Consider the following 14,570-nt stretch of genomic DNA (forward strand, 5'->3'; position numbering starts at 1 on the left):
AGGGTTAAAATGATACTAGACCAGCTTATAGGATTTTTTTCCAGCGATATGGGTATAGATTTAGGCACAGCAAATACACTTGTGCTTGTTAAGGATAAGGGCATTGTGATTAATGAACCTTCTGTTGTTGCGGTTGAACGCGAAAGATATGGCTTTAAGGCTAAAATTCTAGCTGTTGGCAAGGAAGCTAAGGAAATGGTGGGTAAAACACCAGGCAACATAGAAGCCATTCGCCCTATGAAAGATGGCGTTATTGCTGACTTTGATATGACAGAAAAAATGATTCGTTATTTTATAGAAAAAACTCATCGTAGAAAAAGTTTTTTACGTCCTAGAATTATAATTTCAGTTCCTTATGGTTTAACTCAAGTTGAGAGAAAGGCAGTTAAAGAAAGTGCATTAACAGCTGGTGCAAGAGAGGTATTTTTGATAGAAGAGCCTATGGCTGCAGCTATTGGGGCAAATTTACCTATACAAGAACCAAAGGGAAATTTGGTTGTTGATATCGGTGGTGGCACTACTGAGATTGGCGTTATATCACTTGGTGGTCTAGTTATTTCAAAATCCATTCGCACAGCTGGTGATAAGCTTGATATGAGTATAGTAAATTATGTAAAAGAAAAATATAATTTAATTATAGGCGAAAGAACAGGCGAAGAGATTAAAATGGAGATAGGTTCAGCAATCCAACTTCCAAAAGAACTTTCCATGGTAGTAAAAGGACGCGACCAAGTAACTGGCTTATTAAGTAGAATCGAATTAACTAGCGAGGATGTTAGGGATGCTATGAAAGAACATTTAAAAGAAATAGCTGATGCTTTGAAAATCGTTCTTGAAATGATGCCACCAGACCTTGCCAGCGATATAGTTGAAAATGGCGTTGTTTTAACAGGTGGTGGGGCATTGATTCGTGGCTTGGATAAATATTTATCTGAGATTGTTCGCCTACCTATTTATATAGCTGATGAACCTTTATTAGCTGTTGCAAAAGGCACAGGTAAGGCTTTGGAAGAAATTTCATTATTGCAACAATTAACTAATGAAGAATAAAGTAATTTATGTATTAATTTTTGCTTTTTTAGTATTTGTCTCCTTTTATTATGGGGGACTCATTAAAAAAAATGTATTAGTTGTAAATGACTATGTGATTAAAAGTGCATATGATTTTAAGGACTTTGTAAGTGAAAAAATTTCTATACATTTTAATCAAATAGAACAAATTGAAAATTTAAAAGAAAAAAATGAAAAATTAGAAAGCCTAGGTATGCTTGTTGGTACCCTTTCAAACGAGATAAATAGGCTTTTAGAAGATAAAAACTCTACGCATTTTTTACCTAATGTTAGCTTAGCTCGCGTTATTTCTTATGTACAAATGAATGATTATACTAAAGTTTGGCTTGATGGTACAAAAAGTACTCCAAATAAAAATAAGGGCTTACTTTATCAAGGATATAGCGTTGGAATTTTAATAGACAAAGACGCAAGACCAATGGCCCTTTTGCAAGGCGATGAAAAGTGCATTTTTTCTGTTTATATAGGAGATAACAAAGCTCCCGGCTTTATACAAGGGCATAATGGTAAAATAATGGTAAAATACATTCCAAGATGGGCTAGTTTTAAGGTAGGGGATGAAATTTTAACAAGTGGACTTGATAATATCTTTTTTGCTGGTGTTCCTGTTGGGGTAGTAACTAGGGTCGTGGATGAAGATATTTATCTAAGTGCAGAAGTTAAGCCTTATGCTCAGCTTAATATACCTGCTTATGTTTATGTTATAGATAGATTATAAATTTGAAATTTTTTAAATAGAAAATGCAATTCCTACAAGTAGAAATTGCAAAAAATTCAGTTTCTAACACCTTGTTTTTTAACTAACATAGACTTTATAACGCCCTTTGGGTCAGTATAAAGTAAGTAAGCAATCCACACCACCAAGGCCAAGGCTACGACAGCTAAACCAAGATAAAAATCATTTAAAAGTTCTACAGGATTGATATTAAAAAATTCCTCACCTTCTTCTAAATATCCAGCTACAGCATCGCAAAACCACATGATTGACGCACTCCAAAACATCCAGCATAGCATACCAAGTTTCATATCACTTTCTAAGGCGTTTTTGTACCATAAGGCTGTGCAAAATACCGCAGCAAAAATAGTTATTAATAAAGTCATAATTTAAGCCTTTGCAACTTGTCTATTTTCGATTTTTTCAGCCACAAAGCACATTATAAGCCAAACTATAGTTATAGCCAAAGACATTGAAACGCCAACAGTTGCCATTTCATCAAGCATAACAGCAGTGTCTTCAGCACTATTCATAGCCGTTAAAAAAGGAGGCATTACGCTTATTTCTCCATGCCATAAATGTTCAAATGCTAACAAAAAAGCACCACCAAAAGAAAGTTTAGTAAGCCATGAAAATCTTTGAGCAATCTTTGCTCCATTCACCCTACCCTTAAACAACTTAGTTAAAACTGCACTAACAATGCCTTCACTACCAGGGACTATAAAGCAAGCCATTTTGTATCCTTTGTAATTTAATTTAGACATTGATTTTATAATAAAAAAATTTTTTACACAAGCCCTAAGGGGCATATTAATATTAAATTTTAAGCAAAAAAATAAATTTTAAATTTAGTAATTGATTCTTTGGGCTACAAAAAAGGCTTTAAGTAAGGCCTTGGGTGTTGGAATTTCTAAGAAGTGTAGCTTTTTTGATATAAGAATTTGTAAGGATAAAAATGGCTCACCCTTTTTTAAATTCTCAAAAAGCTTAAAAGGCATTTTAAGATTAAATCTTCAAGCCTTAGTATATCTCACGATTTAAATTTTGCAATGGCCGTTGTGGATATTAAGGGTTAATTAAATATATTTAGGTATGAGTTTTATCCATCTTTATTTAATATATGCAAATATTCTATAGTACTATTTTGTTTTTGTGCTCTTTTACTATCTGCTTTAAATCTTTGGTGTATTTTGGTACTTAGTTCATATTTTCCATATTTTTTAAAGATATTTTGAATTTGTTCTAAACTTAACAACCCCTCATCGTTATAGCTTAAAAATATAAATTTAAAATTTGCATTTTTGATGATGAATTCTAGCTCATTTTCAACGCTCAATTTTTTACACCACGCGGATTTTTCATAGTATCTTAATCCTGTTTTTCCTTGAGGAATAAAATCATCATAAATTGCTATTGAATTTAGTAAATGATAGTTTGCACCATATTGTCTAGCGTTATAAGGTGGGTCCAAATATAAAATATCGCCATTTATTTTGGTAATCAAATCCCTTGCATTTTCATTGAAAATTTGAGGTTCATTTATCCTATCACAAATTTCAAAATTAGCTGGACTTAAAATCAATTTTTTTTGAGCAGATTTTTTAAGATGTTTTAGAAATGCCCCATAAACAGATGCTGTATTTGCGACCTTGTCGGCGGATTCTAAAAGCGAGGCTAATAAAAAGAAATATTCATTTTCATCGATAGAATTTTTTTGTTTTAACTCTTCTATTTTTGTGCGAATAGTATCTATTTTTTTAGCATTTTCATCACTGAAATATTGCCTATTTTCACCACCACCTAAAGCATAATGAGTAAAAATTTTTCCTTTAATCAATAAAGTTGCGTCATTTAGACTATCCAAAAGCTTGCCAATCTCGTTTAATTTTATGTAATTTCCTATATAATTTTTTGCCAATACAAAGCTATAAAATTCTTTATCATTTACGATAATTTGTTTAACCTTACCTTTAAAAAGCTTAGAAACAGCGCAAGTCCCAGCGAATAAATCACAAAAAATACTTTGACTTAAAGGCTTTGCATTATGTCCTTTTAAAGTGTTATCAATATTTTCAAACAAAAAATCCGAAAGCCTAAACTTCGAGCCTATATAATTCATTTTTTATCTTGTGAGTAAAGTTTTTGCATTATAAAATCACTCGCTTCTTTGGCAATTTTCTTTATGCTCTCTTTGCGATATTGCACTGGGTCATATTGATAACAACCTACACAGCCAATTTCATCATTATAATTTTCATCGCCTTGATAAAATTCATAGGGATTGCCTAAGATATTTTTTGCATTCCATCTTTTATTTGTTTCTTTACATTTTTTACAAATTTGTCTTTTAATATCATTTGCCGCCTTGCAAAGTGGCTGAAAATCCTCTAATTTTTGCGTTTTTATATTGCTTATTCTAAAATCATTTTTTCGTCCATTCTTATGGTCTATTTCTATTTTTGTATTTTCGCTTTTACCATTTACACCAAGCATTACACAATTTTTATTTTTATAAAAATCTTTTATATCTTTTCTTATGTGTTGTGAAAATTGTTGCGTTTTATTAAAACCATTGAGCTTAATTCTATCAATAGAATTTCCACTTGTTTTGCTTTTATCAAATTCTATATTATATTTTTTAGCCAAAGTGCTATTAGCTCTACACCAACTTCCACCATTTCCCAATGCCAAATCTTTATAATCTCCTATAAATTCATTGACATTCACCCATCTTGAGATTCCATTTTTATCTGGTTTTGCAAGTTCTAAGAAAAGTTGCGTTTTAGTCTTTTTCATTTCAAAATTCCTTTTTAAAAACAAAAATATATTCGTGCTTAAAAATATAATAATCACTTTTTAATGCCCTATATCGCCATATTGCATTTGTGCCTAGTTTGCCACGATTTCCTTCGATATTTTTGATGATAATTCCCTTAAGCTTCACCCTAAAATTTTTCTTAACAAGATTCATACATTCAAATGCCAATGGCTTTACTTCGCTTTCCTTATACACATCGCCGATAACCAAAGCAAAATAACGATTTTTATCCAAAAAATGTAGCGCATTTTGCAAGCTTAATAAAAATTTATCCAAAAACTCATTTAGGTTTGAAATATTGCTTAAATCTTCTTTTTTATCACCAAACTTGATTATATCCATATATGGTGGGTGAAAAATTATAAATTGCACACTTTTGTTGCACAGATTAGGCAAGGCGATACCAAGATGATTTTGCATTTGTTTTAAATTTGTATTATCACAAAGTCCCAAATAATAACGATTCAAATCAATATTGCCAAAATTTTGCGAAGCGACATTTAGGACATTTTCATTTATGTCAAGCCCTATGCACTTTCTTTTAAGTTTTTCACACTCAATTAGCGTGGTCCCACTGCCCAAAAATACATCAAGGACAATTTCATCTTTTTTCGTGTAACGAGTGATTAGCTGGCTTGGAATCTGTGGTATGAAATTGCCATGATAATTATTTTTATGTTTTCCACTTTTATCTCTATGTTGAATAATCCATAAAGAATCTGTATTAATATCCAAATTTTTCCATTCCGTTAAATTTAAATCATTATATTTCATTTAAATTTTTACTAATTTTTATAAAATTTTATCAATTCAGACCACAAATTTTTATAAAATTTTCCACCTTTAAAGCTGCACTGCCTATTAAAACTCCACTACAATGCTTTATATTTAAAATTTCTTTGATATTTTTTTCATTTACACTTCCACCATATAAAATGGGTGCCTTTGTCTTTGAATTTACAAATTCTAAAACTACTTCAATATCCTTTATATCAGCACTTACACCTGTACCTATAGAATAGATAGGTTCATAAGCTATTATAAGTTTTTCATAATTTAAATTTATATTTGAAAGTTGCAAATTTAAAAAGTCCTTTGTTTTGTTTTGATTCTTACAAGCTAAATTTTCACCTATGCAAAATATGATTTTAAAATTATGCTTTGTGGCAAAGTCAAATTTAGTTTTTATAAAATCATCATTTTCAAAGACTCTTCTTTCACTATGCCCTATTAAAACACAATTTATGCCAAATTCATCAAGCTGTTCTTTGCCAATTTCTCCTGTAAATGCCCCATTTATGCAAGGGTAAAAATTTTGAGTCCCTTGCGTGAAATTTAACCCACCTTGATAAAAGGCTATGTTTGGAGGAAAAACAAAAATTTCATCGTTTTTTTCTTTTAAGACCTTATTTAAAGCCTTAGCGTATAATTCAAAAGAAGTTCTTGTGTGATTGCATTTTAAATTCGCAGCAAAAATCATTCATCAACCTTGATTCTTAATGGCTTAACACCTGGAAGTTCCTTACCCTCGATTAATTCTAAAGAAGCCCCACCACCTGTGGATATAAAGGTAAACTCATCAGTATCCCCACTTCTTGCCACTACATCAGCCGTATCCCCACCTCCAACAACGGTAGTTGCGTAAGTTTCGCTTATATAATGGCTCATTTTAATACTGCCTTTTGAGAATTTATCAAGTTCAAAAACGCCCATAGGTCCATTCCACCAAATAGTTTGTGCATCAGCAAAGGCTTCTTTAAACAATCTCACACTAGCAGGACCTATATCAAGCCCCATCCAACCACTTGGAATTTCTTGTATAGGCACATATTTCATAATGGCATCCTGGGTACAAGAAAGGGCGACGCCAACATCAACTGGTAAATAAATTTTTACGCCTAGTTCTTTACCTCTTGTTAGGATATTTTTTGCCTCTTCTATTAAATCTTCTTCTAAAAGCGAATTTCCTATATCAACGCCCTTAGCCTTTAAAAAGGTAAAGGCCATGCCTCCACCTATTATTAATTTATCAACCTTAGATATTAAATTTGTTAGGGCTTGTAATTTACCACTTACCTTTGAGCCTCCAACTACTGCTACAAAAGGGCGTGCAGGGTGTTTTATAAGATTATGTGAAAATTCAATCTCCTTTAAAAGCAAAAATCCAGCAGCCCTATGTTCTATGTCAAAAAAATGAGTAATTGCCTCTACACTAGCATGCCCCCTATGGCAAACGCCAAAGGCATCATTTATATAAACATCAACCATTGATGCAAGTTCTTTTGCTAAATGTTCATCGTTTTTTGTTTCACCCTTTTCAAAACGTAAATTTTCAAGCAATAAAATTTCAGTTGGCTTTAAATTATTAGCTTTATTTTTAGCGTCCTGCCCTATAACATCCTTTGCCATTAATACTTCTTTATTAAGTAAGCGAGAAAGCCTTTTTGCCACAGGTTCTAAGGAGTATTTTGAGTTAATTTCTTTAGGTCTTCCCAAATGAGAGGCTAAAATCACGCTACAATTATTATCTAAACAATACCTTAAAGTAGGGATTACTGAGCGAATTCTTCTATCATCGGTGATATTTAAAAATTCATCCTGAGGCACATTAAAATCACACCTTATAAAGACTTTTTTATTGCTTAAATCCAAATCCTTAATAGAAATAATCTTATCATTCATTTTTTATCCCTCATATATAAATTTAGCCATATCTACAAGCCTTGTAGAATAACCCCATTCATTATCATACCAAGCAATAACCTTTATTAAATCATCACTTATAACCTGAGTTAAATCACTTGCCACAATGGCCCCATAAGAACAAGTTATAAAATCACTTGATACCCTTTCATCATCATCTACTAACAATATGCCTTTAAGATTTGAAGAAGCAGCCTTTCTAAAAGCATCGTTTATCTCATTCTTACTTACTTTTTTGCTTAAAACTGCGGTTAAATCTACACTTGATACATCTATAACAGGTACACGCATACTTTGTCCGTGAAGTTTGCCATTAAGTTCTGGCATAACAAGTTTCATAGCCTTAGCAGCTCCCGTTGAAGTAGGTATTATGTTTTGTGCAGCAGCTCTACTTCTTCTTTTATCCCTAGCCTTAGCATCGATTATACTTTGTCCATTTGTATAAGCATGAATTGTAGTCATTAAGCCCTTTTCAATGCCAAAATTATCTTGCAAAACTCTACACACAGGCCCTAGACAATTTGTAGTACAACTTGCATTTGAAATAATATTTTCGCCCTTGTAAAGATTAGAATTTACGCCTAAAACATAGGTTGGGGTATCATCCTTTGCTGGTGCACTCATAATTACCTTTTTAATGCCCTTATCAATAAAGCCTTGGCATTTTTCCTTAGTTAAATGTGCTCCTGTGCATTCTAACACTATATCAGCTCCAAATTTGGCAAAGTCAAGGTCTTTAATATCACGGCTTTTAAAGACTTTTATTAATTTATCATTGATAACTAAATCATCGCCCTTATTTACCACAGAACCATTAAATTCGCCATGCACACTATCATATTTAAAAAGATATTTTGTAAGCTCGATATCAGTAGTATCATTAATCGCAACAAGTTCTAAATCATCTCTTTGAAGGATAATCCTTGCAACACAACGTCCTATGCGTCCAAAACCATTTATAGCAATTTTTACCGCCATTTAATTTCCTTTTGCAAAATAAAATGCTAATATTTTACAAAAAAAAGGTTAAAATTTTTATGAAGATTGCACTTTTTGGTGGAAGTTTTGACCCACCACATAATGGTCATAGTAGCGTTATAAAAGAGACTTTAAGCAGTTTGGATATTGATAAATTAATTATTATGCCAACCTTTATCAATCCATTTAAAAAAGGTTTTTTTGCCGATGAAATGCAAAGATTAAAATGGATAAAAAAGCTTTGGGGTGATTTAGAAAGGGTTGAAATTTTAGATTATGAGATTAAACAAAAAAGGCCTGTACCTAGTATAGAAAGTGTTTTGTACTTGCAAGAGCTTTTTAGACCTAAAAAATTTTATCTAATAATAGGGGCTGACCATTTAGAAAATTTACATAAATGGCATGATTTTGAAAAACTTGCTTTAATGGTTGAATTTGTGATTGCAAATCGCGATAATATAAGTATCCCAAAGAAATTTCGAAAACTAGATACTCATATAAATATTTCTTCATCTTTTATAAGAAAAACCCTTGATACTAAGGAAGTTTGTGCTGATATTAAAGAAGATGTAAAAAGGTATTATAAAAACTTGCAAAAGGGTTGAAATTATTTTTGTGAAATTTATGAAGTTTGGGTAGTAAAAATCACCACGCAAATTCCGAACACGGGGTGCCATAATAGTTTAGGGTAAAAACCTTGATTTCTCGTCTAACACGAGTAAACATGATAATTTTATCAAAATAAAAAAACAAGTTAATTTTTGATTTTTTGCAATAAATTTATTAAATTGCTTTTAATCTTTCTAAGGCAAGTTTATAATACTTTTCTTCTAATTCTACGCCTATAAATTTTCTTTTTTCCTTTAAGGCTGCTACGCCTGTGCTACCACTTCCCATAAATGGATCAAGTATTAAATCATTTTCATTTGTATGAATAGCTATAAGTTCTTGCATGATTTTTAAGCTTTTTTGAGTTGGGTGCGTTGTTTTTTCTGCCCCACTTACTATTGGAGCCTTAAAAAGTGACCTTAAATAAGGTTTATTTTTAGGCTTATTAAATACCCATTTTGCCTTTTGTTTTATTGCCCATACTGCAAATTCCATGTCTTGTACATATCTTCTATTAACATTTCTTGGCATGGGATTACTTTTTTGCCATATTAATATATCTTTTATTTCGCAATTACTATTTTCTAAAACTTCACAAATTTCACTTAAAAATCTATACGAACAAAATATTATAAAAGACCCATTTTTATCTAAAATTTTAGAATAGCTTTGTATCCATTCTGTAAGATTAAAATCCTTATCCCATGTCCCAAAATCAATACCTTGCCTTTTTGCACTATTCATTGTTGAAAAATTATTTTTTTTAGAAATATTATATGGAGGGTCAGTTATTATGTGATTTACCCTTATACCTTGTTTTATGAAATTTTCAATCATTACATAGGCATCGCCATTATAAACGCTATATTTATTACAAATATAATTTTCTTGATTTATTTGACTTATGATGCTATCAGCAATAGTCTTAGCAAGAAGTGGAGGGACTGCGTTTCCTATTTGCTTACAAACTTGAGTTTTCGTACCATTAAATAAAAAACTATCATGAAAGCTTTGTAATCTTGCAGCCTCTCTTGGCGTTATAGCCCTGTGTAAAATAGGGTGTGAGTTTTTGCCATTGCTTGGGGTATCAAATCTAGTATCTATGGTTGGGCTTACTTCTTCCCAAATCAATCTCCCCCAAGTAGTTGAAAATTTTTGTTTTCCATGTAAATTTGGGGGTAAATGTTCTTTTCCACATTCAGGTGGTATCATTTTTAACTTAGCTATAGCGATTTTAGAATGCTTGGAGGCTATGTGGTATTGTAAATAATCAGCTCTCATTTTTTCTTGATACGCACTTTGTGGCTTATTTTTATATTTTGATTGAATTTGTCCTTCGCCACTATTTAAATAACTTAAATCGCTTATAGCATCCCTAACATTTACTAAACAATCACTTTCTTTTGGAAAATCTAAAAATAAGTCCTTATGTGCTATAAAAAATACCCTTTCTCTATTTTGTGGCACACCAAAGTATTTTGCATTTAAAATTTTACAATTTATATTATAACCCATATTTTTTATGATTTTTATAATCTCATCCCTAAAATAGCCATTAACTGCGTTATATAAATTTTTAACATTTTCTATTATGAAAAGTTCGGGTTCTATTTTTTTAACAAGTTCTAAGTATTCTAAAAATAAAAAATTTCTCTCATCCTTTAAGCCCAAATTCTTACCTTTTAAGCTAAAACCTTGACAAGGAGGCCCTCCTATTATCATATTTATTTTTAATTTTTTTGCTAAATTTACTATTTTATTTTTTACTTTTTTATCTGTTATATCTCCACAAATTCCCTTTGCATCTTTGAAATTTAAGTTAAAAGTATCAATGGCAGCTTGTTCAAAATCAAGTCCTATTAAGGTTTTAAAATTTGCATTTTGTTCTAAGCCATGTGAAAATCCACCAGCTCCACAAAAAAGGTCAAGTATTTTATACATTATAACTCCGAGGGACTATTTTTTTATCCCTCAATTTTATTGTTTTTTTCTTTGTTTTTAATAAAATGTTCGTATTTTAAAATAAAAGGTTTAAAAATGCAGTATTTAAAGCTTTCAGATTTTTTAAACTTAAAAGAAGAACTTCCATTTTTATTAGGGGTATTTTTTAGCAGATATAAATTTAGCAATGATTTAATATACACACTCTCAACTTATCGCCTTTCTAAATTTGTACAAAATGGAGATAAAATCATATATGAAAATAGTAAAATAGAATATTTAAATCAATTAAATTTACATAGTGAAATTCCTATGTGGCAACTTAATAAAGATAAAAAAATAAAACATGCAGACTTTGTTTTTGTTTTATACAATGATTTAAAATTAACGCAAGAACAATTTTTTGCAAGAATTTATACTAAAATTTTATTAAGCGATTTTGTTAGTAATCATGAAGCTATAAAGGCTAGAAAGAAATTCATAAGGGCATTTTTTGAACTTCGTGGCAGTGTAGATATAAATCATGATTATTTTACCCATGATTATTATTTTAACAATATTAACGAGCTAAAAAGAATAAGTTTATTTTTAGATAATTTTGGAATGTCTATTAATTTATTTAACATAAATTTTAGATATTTGCAAAAGCAGTATTTAAGTGGTGTTAGAAAAAGAAATACTCAGCTTAGAATAAATTTGCATTGGTATTTATCACAAATTGGATTTATTAATGGATTTATTAATAAATATAAGGCAAACATAGTAAAAAACGCGTTAAATATTAGTTATTTTCAAGTTGAAAATATATTTATGTTTAATTGTCAAAGTCCTAGTATTAATAAAAATAGTTTTAACAAAAGAATAGATTTTTATAGTACTAGAATTTTAAGTAATGATTTAACGCAGTTTGAAGTAAGTAAATTACGCAAAGAATTAAATTTTGATGATGATGAAAGTCAAATATTTAAAAGAAATTCAAATATTATCAATATTATAAAATTTCAAACACCTGATGAGTGTGCAGCTTGTAAGCATAAATATAATATCGTCGATAGGAGTTTTTTGACTAGAAAAGACAGGTACTACACTGAAATTCACCATTTTGTTTCAGTGGGCAAAAATAAAGAACTTGACGTACTAGAAAATTTTAACTAAATTACGCCCAATTTGTCATAGGGCATTAAGCGTAGGAAAGGCTAGTGAGGATTATCAAAAAGAATTAATCAAAAATATCTTAGATACAAATAGTTTAAACTATGAATTTGCTAGTATGATATTTGAAAGTAAAGATAAGGATTTTTTAATACAAAGGGTATATGAAAATTTAAAATAGTTTAGCAAAGTTAAATTTTCAACTTGTTATAATCTCTGTTTTAATCATATTAAAGGCTTAAAATGCACCTAGCTAAACGCAAAAAACATTTTTTTTTCTTAGGTTTTAGTTTATGGAAAAGAAATTTTATAAAGCCTTTTTTTAGGGAAAAAAATGCTAAATTTATCTTTTTAAATTCTGTTGAAAGACTTGATAAATTCAATATTTATATAGATGATGAGTTTTTTTTATGGGGTAATAAAATCAGCAAAGAAAGCTTAATAAAAAAGCTAAAAATTCGTATTAAAGATGAGATTTTGCCTAAAATTTCTTTTGTAGAAGACGGCTTTATTCGCTCTGTTTCGCTTGGTTCTGATTTAACCTGTCCTCTTTCTTTGATAGTGGATGATTTAGGTGCCTATGTTAATCCACATGAAGAAAGCAAACTTGAACATATTTTAAATTTTTATGATTTTGATGAAAATTTGCTTAATAGAGCAAAAAAGCTCATTGAGTGGTTAAAGCAGCATAAATTTTCAAAATATAATGGCTTAAAACATGAAAGTTTAAGTATAAAAGCAAGACCTAATCAAAAAATAATCTTAATTCCAGCCCAGGTTGAAGATGATTTATCTATGATACTTGGGGGCTTTAATCTTAGCAGTGAAAATTTTATAAAGCAGGTTAGAGAAGAAAATAAGGATGCTTATATTATCTTTAAAATTCACCCGGACGTTTTAAGTGGTAATAGAAAGGGTTTGAAAGATGAAAAGATTATTTTAGCCTATTGTGATGAAATTTTAAAAAATGTTAGTATTGATAGCGCTATTAATATAAGTGATGAAATTCATACTATTACTTCAACGGCTGGTTTTGATGCCTTATTAAGGGATAAAAAAGTAGTAGTTTATGGACTTCCCTTTTATGCAAATTGGGGTTTAAGTGAGGATAAGAGATGGTGTGAGAGAAGAAAAAGAAAATTAAGTCTTGAAGAACTAGTGGCAGGGGCTTTGATTTTATATCCAAGGTATATTAATGCAAAAACTAAAACTTTATGTGAAATTGAAGTTGCTTTGGATATAATATTAAAAATGCAAGAGGATTATTTTTTTAAAAGCTGGGTTAATATGCGTACAAATTTACGCAATCACTCACTTAGAAAGCTTAGGCGAATTTTTGAAAAGATAGTAAATTGATGGGGTATTTTTTTGAATTTAAAAGAAAAATTAAAGGATGAATTTAAAGATAAAAATGTTATCTTACTTCAAGGACCTATAGGGACCTTTTTTGCAAGACTTGCAAGATATATGAAAAAAAATAATACTAAGATAAGTAAGATTAACTTTAATGGAGGGGATTTTTTCTTTTATCCTTGTGGGCAAATTTATAGGGGTAAAAAAGAAAATTTATACGATTTTTATCTTAACTTTTTTGCTAAAAAACAAGCAGATGCTATTATTATGTATAATGATTGTCGCGTGGTACACAGCGAGGCAATAAGGGTAGCAAAAGAGTTAAACATAGCCGTTTGGATTTTTGAAGAAGGTTATTTAAGACCTTATTGTATAAGCTTTGAAAGTGATGGGGTTAATGCAAATTCTACTATTCCTAGAAATCAAGATTTTTATTTATCCTTAAATTTTCATAATGTTTTTTACGAGGTAAGAGACCTGCCTGGAGGCTTTAAATTTATGGCATTTTATGCCTTTTTGTATTGGTTATTTAGCTTTTTACTAGCCCCATTTTTTAATAACAAACTTCATCACAGAAGCCTAAACCCCCTTGAAATGTTTATTTGGCTTAAATCTTTGTTTTTAAAAAATAAATATAAATTTAGTGAAAAAAAGCTTAATCAAAGACTTTACGCCCTTAAAAAGAAGTATTTTTTAGCTATTTTACAAGTACATAACGACACTCAAATTTTCTTTCATTATAAAAAAAATATAGAAATGTTTATAGAAGAAACCATACTTTCTTTTGCAAATCATGCAAGGGCAAAATCTTATCTAGTTTTTAAGCATCATCCTATGGACAGAGGTTATAAAAACTACTCAAAACTCATAAACGAACTTAGTGAAAAATATCATGTAGAAGGGCGAATTTTATATGTACATGATAGCTATTTACCTACCTTAATAAAAAATGCCCTTGGTTGCATTACTATAAATTCAACCGTTGGACTAACTGCTATCTTAGAAGGCTGTCCTACTAAGGTAGTTGGAGAGGCCCTTTATAAATTTGACGGTCTAGCCTATCCTAAAAAACTTCAATACTTTTGGAAAGATGCACATTCTTATAAACCTTCTCACAAACTTACTTCAAATTTTAAAAAATACCTACTTCAAACAAATCAAGCAAATGGCAATTTTTATAAAAATTCCTTTTTGATTAAATAAGATATTTTTTCCCTTTTGTAATATTAA

General features: G+C 30.1%; 15 protein-coding genes and 2 pseudogenes. 6 read left to right on the top strand and 11 right to left on the bottom strand.

Going from position 1 to position 14,570, the window contains the following annotated elements:
* Positions 1-9 precede the first annotated feature (9 nt).
* Entirely contained in the window at positions 10-1,050 is a 1,041-nt protein-coding gene (locus FMM56_RS04390) for a rod shape-determining protein (RefSeq protein ID WP_150139876.1), read from the top strand.
* The gene (gene mreC, locus FMM56_RS04395; RefSeq protein ID WP_150139875.1) at positions 1,040-1,789 is read left to right on the top strand and encodes a rod shape-determining protein MreC; all 750 of its coding nucleotides are present in this window, start codon (positions 1,040-1,042) and stop codon (positions 1,787-1,789) included. Before FMM56_RS04390 ends, mreC begins: the two co-directional genes overlap by 11 nt.
* A gap of 56 nt (positions 1,790-1,845) precedes the next feature.
* Here the strand turns inward: mreC and FMM56_RS04400 are convergent, their stop codons facing one another.
* The 9 genes from FMM56_RS04400 to gap all read right to left on the bottom strand — a co-directional run bounded on the left by FMM56_RS04400 (position 1,846) and on the right by gap (position 8,285).
* Positions 1,846-2,172, bottom strand: a complete 327-nt coding sequence (locus FMM56_RS04400; protein WP_150207865.1) for a hypothetical protein — start codon at positions 2,170-2,172, stop codon at positions 1,846-1,848.
* Between the two features lie 3 nt (positions 2,173-2,175).
* Complete coding sequence (locus FMM56_RS04405; RefSeq protein WP_150139873.1) at positions 2,176-2,520, bottom strand: hypothetical protein; 345 nt, start codon at positions 2,518-2,520, stop codon at positions 2,176-2,178.
* Between the two features lie 114 nt (positions 2,521-2,634).
* Positions 2,635-2,784 carry a hypothetical protein gene (locus FMM56_RS09405; RefSeq protein WP_411675390.1) on the bottom strand — a complete coding sequence of 50 codons (150 nt, stop codon included), beginning with the start codon at positions 2,782-2,784 and terminating at the stop codon, positions 2,635-2,637.
* Positions 2,785-2,885: 101 nt separating this feature from the next.
* On the bottom strand, positions 2,886-3,905 hold the full coding sequence (locus tag FMM56_RS04415) for a DNA adenine methylase (RefSeq protein WP_150151590.1): 1,020 nt from the start codon (positions 3,903-3,905) through the stop codon (positions 2,886-2,888).
* Complete coding sequence (locus FMM56_RS04420; protein ID WP_150207867.1) at positions 3,902-4,582, bottom strand: restriction endonuclease; 681 nt, start codon at positions 4,580-4,582, stop codon at positions 3,902-3,904. The genes FMM56_RS04415 and FMM56_RS04420 overlap by 4 nt, the downstream gene beginning before the upstream one ends.
* Position 4,583: 1 nt before the next feature.
* Positions 4,584-5,378 (bottom strand): DNA methyltransferase, encoded by a 795-nt coding sequence (locus tag FMM56_RS04425; protein ID WP_150180379.1) that lies wholly within the window; start codon positions 5,376-5,378, stop codon positions 4,584-4,586.
* A 31-nt stretch (positions 5,379-5,409) separates the two neighbouring features.
* On the bottom strand, positions 5,410-6,084 hold the full coding sequence (locus tag FMM56_RS04430; RefSeq protein ID WP_150180380.1) for a triose-phosphate isomerase: 675 nt from the start codon (positions 6,082-6,084) through the stop codon (positions 5,410-5,412).
* Positions 6,081-7,286 (bottom strand): phosphoglycerate kinase, encoded by a 1,206-nt coding sequence (locus tag FMM56_RS04435; protein ID WP_150139868.1) that lies wholly within the window; start codon positions 7,284-7,286, stop codon positions 6,081-6,083. Before FMM56_RS04435 ends, FMM56_RS04430 begins: the two co-directional genes overlap by 4 nt.
* A 3-nt stretch (positions 7,287-7,289) precedes the next feature.
* A complete protein-coding gene (gap, locus tag FMM56_RS04440) occupies positions 7,290-8,285 on the bottom strand; it encodes a type I glyceraldehyde-3-phosphate dehydrogenase (protein WP_150139867.1) in 996 nt (331 codons plus the stop codon).
* Positions 8,286-8,344: 59 nt separating this feature from the next.
* On the opposite strand from gap, the gene nadD reads away from it, so the two are divergent.
* Positions 8,345-8,890, top strand: a complete 546-nt coding sequence (gene nadD, locus FMM56_RS04445; protein WP_150139866.1) for a nicotinate (nicotinamide) nucleotide adenylyltransferase — start codon at positions 8,345-8,347, stop codon at positions 8,888-8,890.
* Positions 8,891-9,068: 178 nt separating this feature from the next.
* Here the strand turns inward: nadD and FMM56_RS08960 are convergent, their stop codons facing one another.
* Together FMM56_RS08960 and FMM56_RS08965 are read right to left on the bottom strand one after the other, a co-directional pair.
* Positions 9,069-9,731 carry a DNA-methyltransferase gene (locus FMM56_RS08960; protein ID WP_223810160.1) on the bottom strand — a complete coding sequence of 221 codons (663 nt, stop codon included), beginning with the start codon at positions 9,729-9,731 and terminating at the stop codon, positions 9,069-9,071.
* A gap of 78 nt (positions 9,732-9,809) precedes the next feature.
* A pseudogene (locus FMM56_RS08965) lies at positions 9,810-10,835 on the bottom strand (DNA cytosine methyltransferase); the annotation flags it as partial.
* Between the two features lie 96 nt (positions 10,836-10,931).
* Here FMM56_RS08965 and FMM56_RS04455 point away from each other — a divergent pair.
* From FMM56_RS04455 to FMM56_RS04465, 3 genes and pseudogenes are all read left to right on the top strand, one after another.
* Positions 10,932-11,990, top strand: a complete 1,059-nt coding sequence (locus FMM56_RS04455; protein ID WP_223810443.1) for an HNH endonuclease — start codon at positions 10,932-10,934, stop codon at positions 11,988-11,990.
* Positions 11,991-12,260: 270 nt separating this feature from the next.
* Positions 12,261-13,343: pseudogene (locus FMM56_RS04460) on the top strand (capsular polysaccharide biosynthesis protein); the annotation flags it as partial.
* A 12-nt stretch (positions 13,344-13,355) separates the two neighbouring features.
* Positions 13,356-14,543 (top strand): capsule biosynthesis protein, encoded by a 1,188-nt coding sequence (locus tag FMM56_RS04465; RefSeq protein ID WP_223811468.1) that lies wholly within the window; start codon positions 13,356-13,358, stop codon positions 14,541-14,543.
* Positions 14,544-14,570 lie beyond the last annotated feature (27 nt).

The sequence above is a fragment of the Campylobacter sp. LR264d genome (assembly GCF_008633895.1).
Classification (GTDB): Bacteria; Campylobacterota; Campylobacteria; order Campylobacterales; family Campylobacteraceae; genus Campylobacter_D.

Bases quoted from the DNA above. Each gene is read 5' to 3' on its own strand.
- FMM56_RS04390 (WP_150139876.1), top strand. From the start codon at position 10: ATGATACTAGACCAGCTTATAGGATTTTTTTCCAGCGATATGGGTATA.
- mreC (WP_150139875.1), top strand. From the start codon at position 1,040: ATGAAGAATAAAGTAATTTATGTATTAATTTTTGCTTTTTTAGTATTT.
- FMM56_RS04400 (WP_150207865.1), bottom strand. From the start codon at position 2,172: ATGACTTTATTAATAACTATTTTTGCTGCGGTATTTTGCACAGCCTTA.
- FMM56_RS04405 (WP_150139873.1), bottom strand. From the start codon at position 2,520: ATGGCTTGCTTTATAGTCCCTGGTAGTGAAGGCATTGTTAGTGCAGTT.
- FMM56_RS09405 (WP_411675390.1), bottom strand. From the start codon at position 2,784: ATGCCTTTTAAGCTTTTTGAGAATTTAAAAAAGGGTGAGCCATTTTTA.
- FMM56_RS04415 (WP_150151590.1), bottom strand. From the start codon at position 3,905: ATGAATTATATAGGCTCGAAGTTTAGGCTTTCGGATTTTTTGTTTGAA.
- FMM56_RS04420 (WP_150207867.1), bottom strand. From the start codon at position 4,582: ATGAAAAAGACTAAAACGCAACTTTTCTTAGAACTTGCAAAACCAGAT.
- FMM56_RS04425 (WP_150180379.1), bottom strand. From the start codon at position 5,378: ATGAAATATAATGATTTAAATTTAACGGAATGGAAAAATTTGGATATT.
- FMM56_RS04430 (WP_150180380.1), bottom strand. From the start codon at position 6,084: ATGATTTTTGCTGCGAATTTAAAATGCAATCACACAAGAACTTCTTTT.
- FMM56_RS04435 (WP_150139868.1), bottom strand. From the start codon at position 7,286: ATGAATGATAAGATTATTTCTATTAAGGATTTGGATTTAAGCAATAAA.
- gap (WP_150139867.1), bottom strand. From the start codon at position 8,285: ATGGCGGTAAAAATTGCTATAAATGGTTTTGGACGCATAGGACGTTGT.
- nadD (WP_150139866.1), top strand. From the start codon at position 8,345: ATGAAGATTGCACTTTTTGGTGGAAGTTTTGACCCACCACATAATGGT.
- FMM56_RS08960 (WP_223810160.1), bottom strand. From the start codon at position 9,731: ATGATTGAAAATTTCATAAAACAAGGTATAAGGGTAAATCACATAATA.
- FMM56_RS04455 (WP_223810443.1), top strand. From the start codon at position 10,932: ATGCAGTATTTAAAGCTTTCAGATTTTTTAAACTTAAAAGAAGAACTT.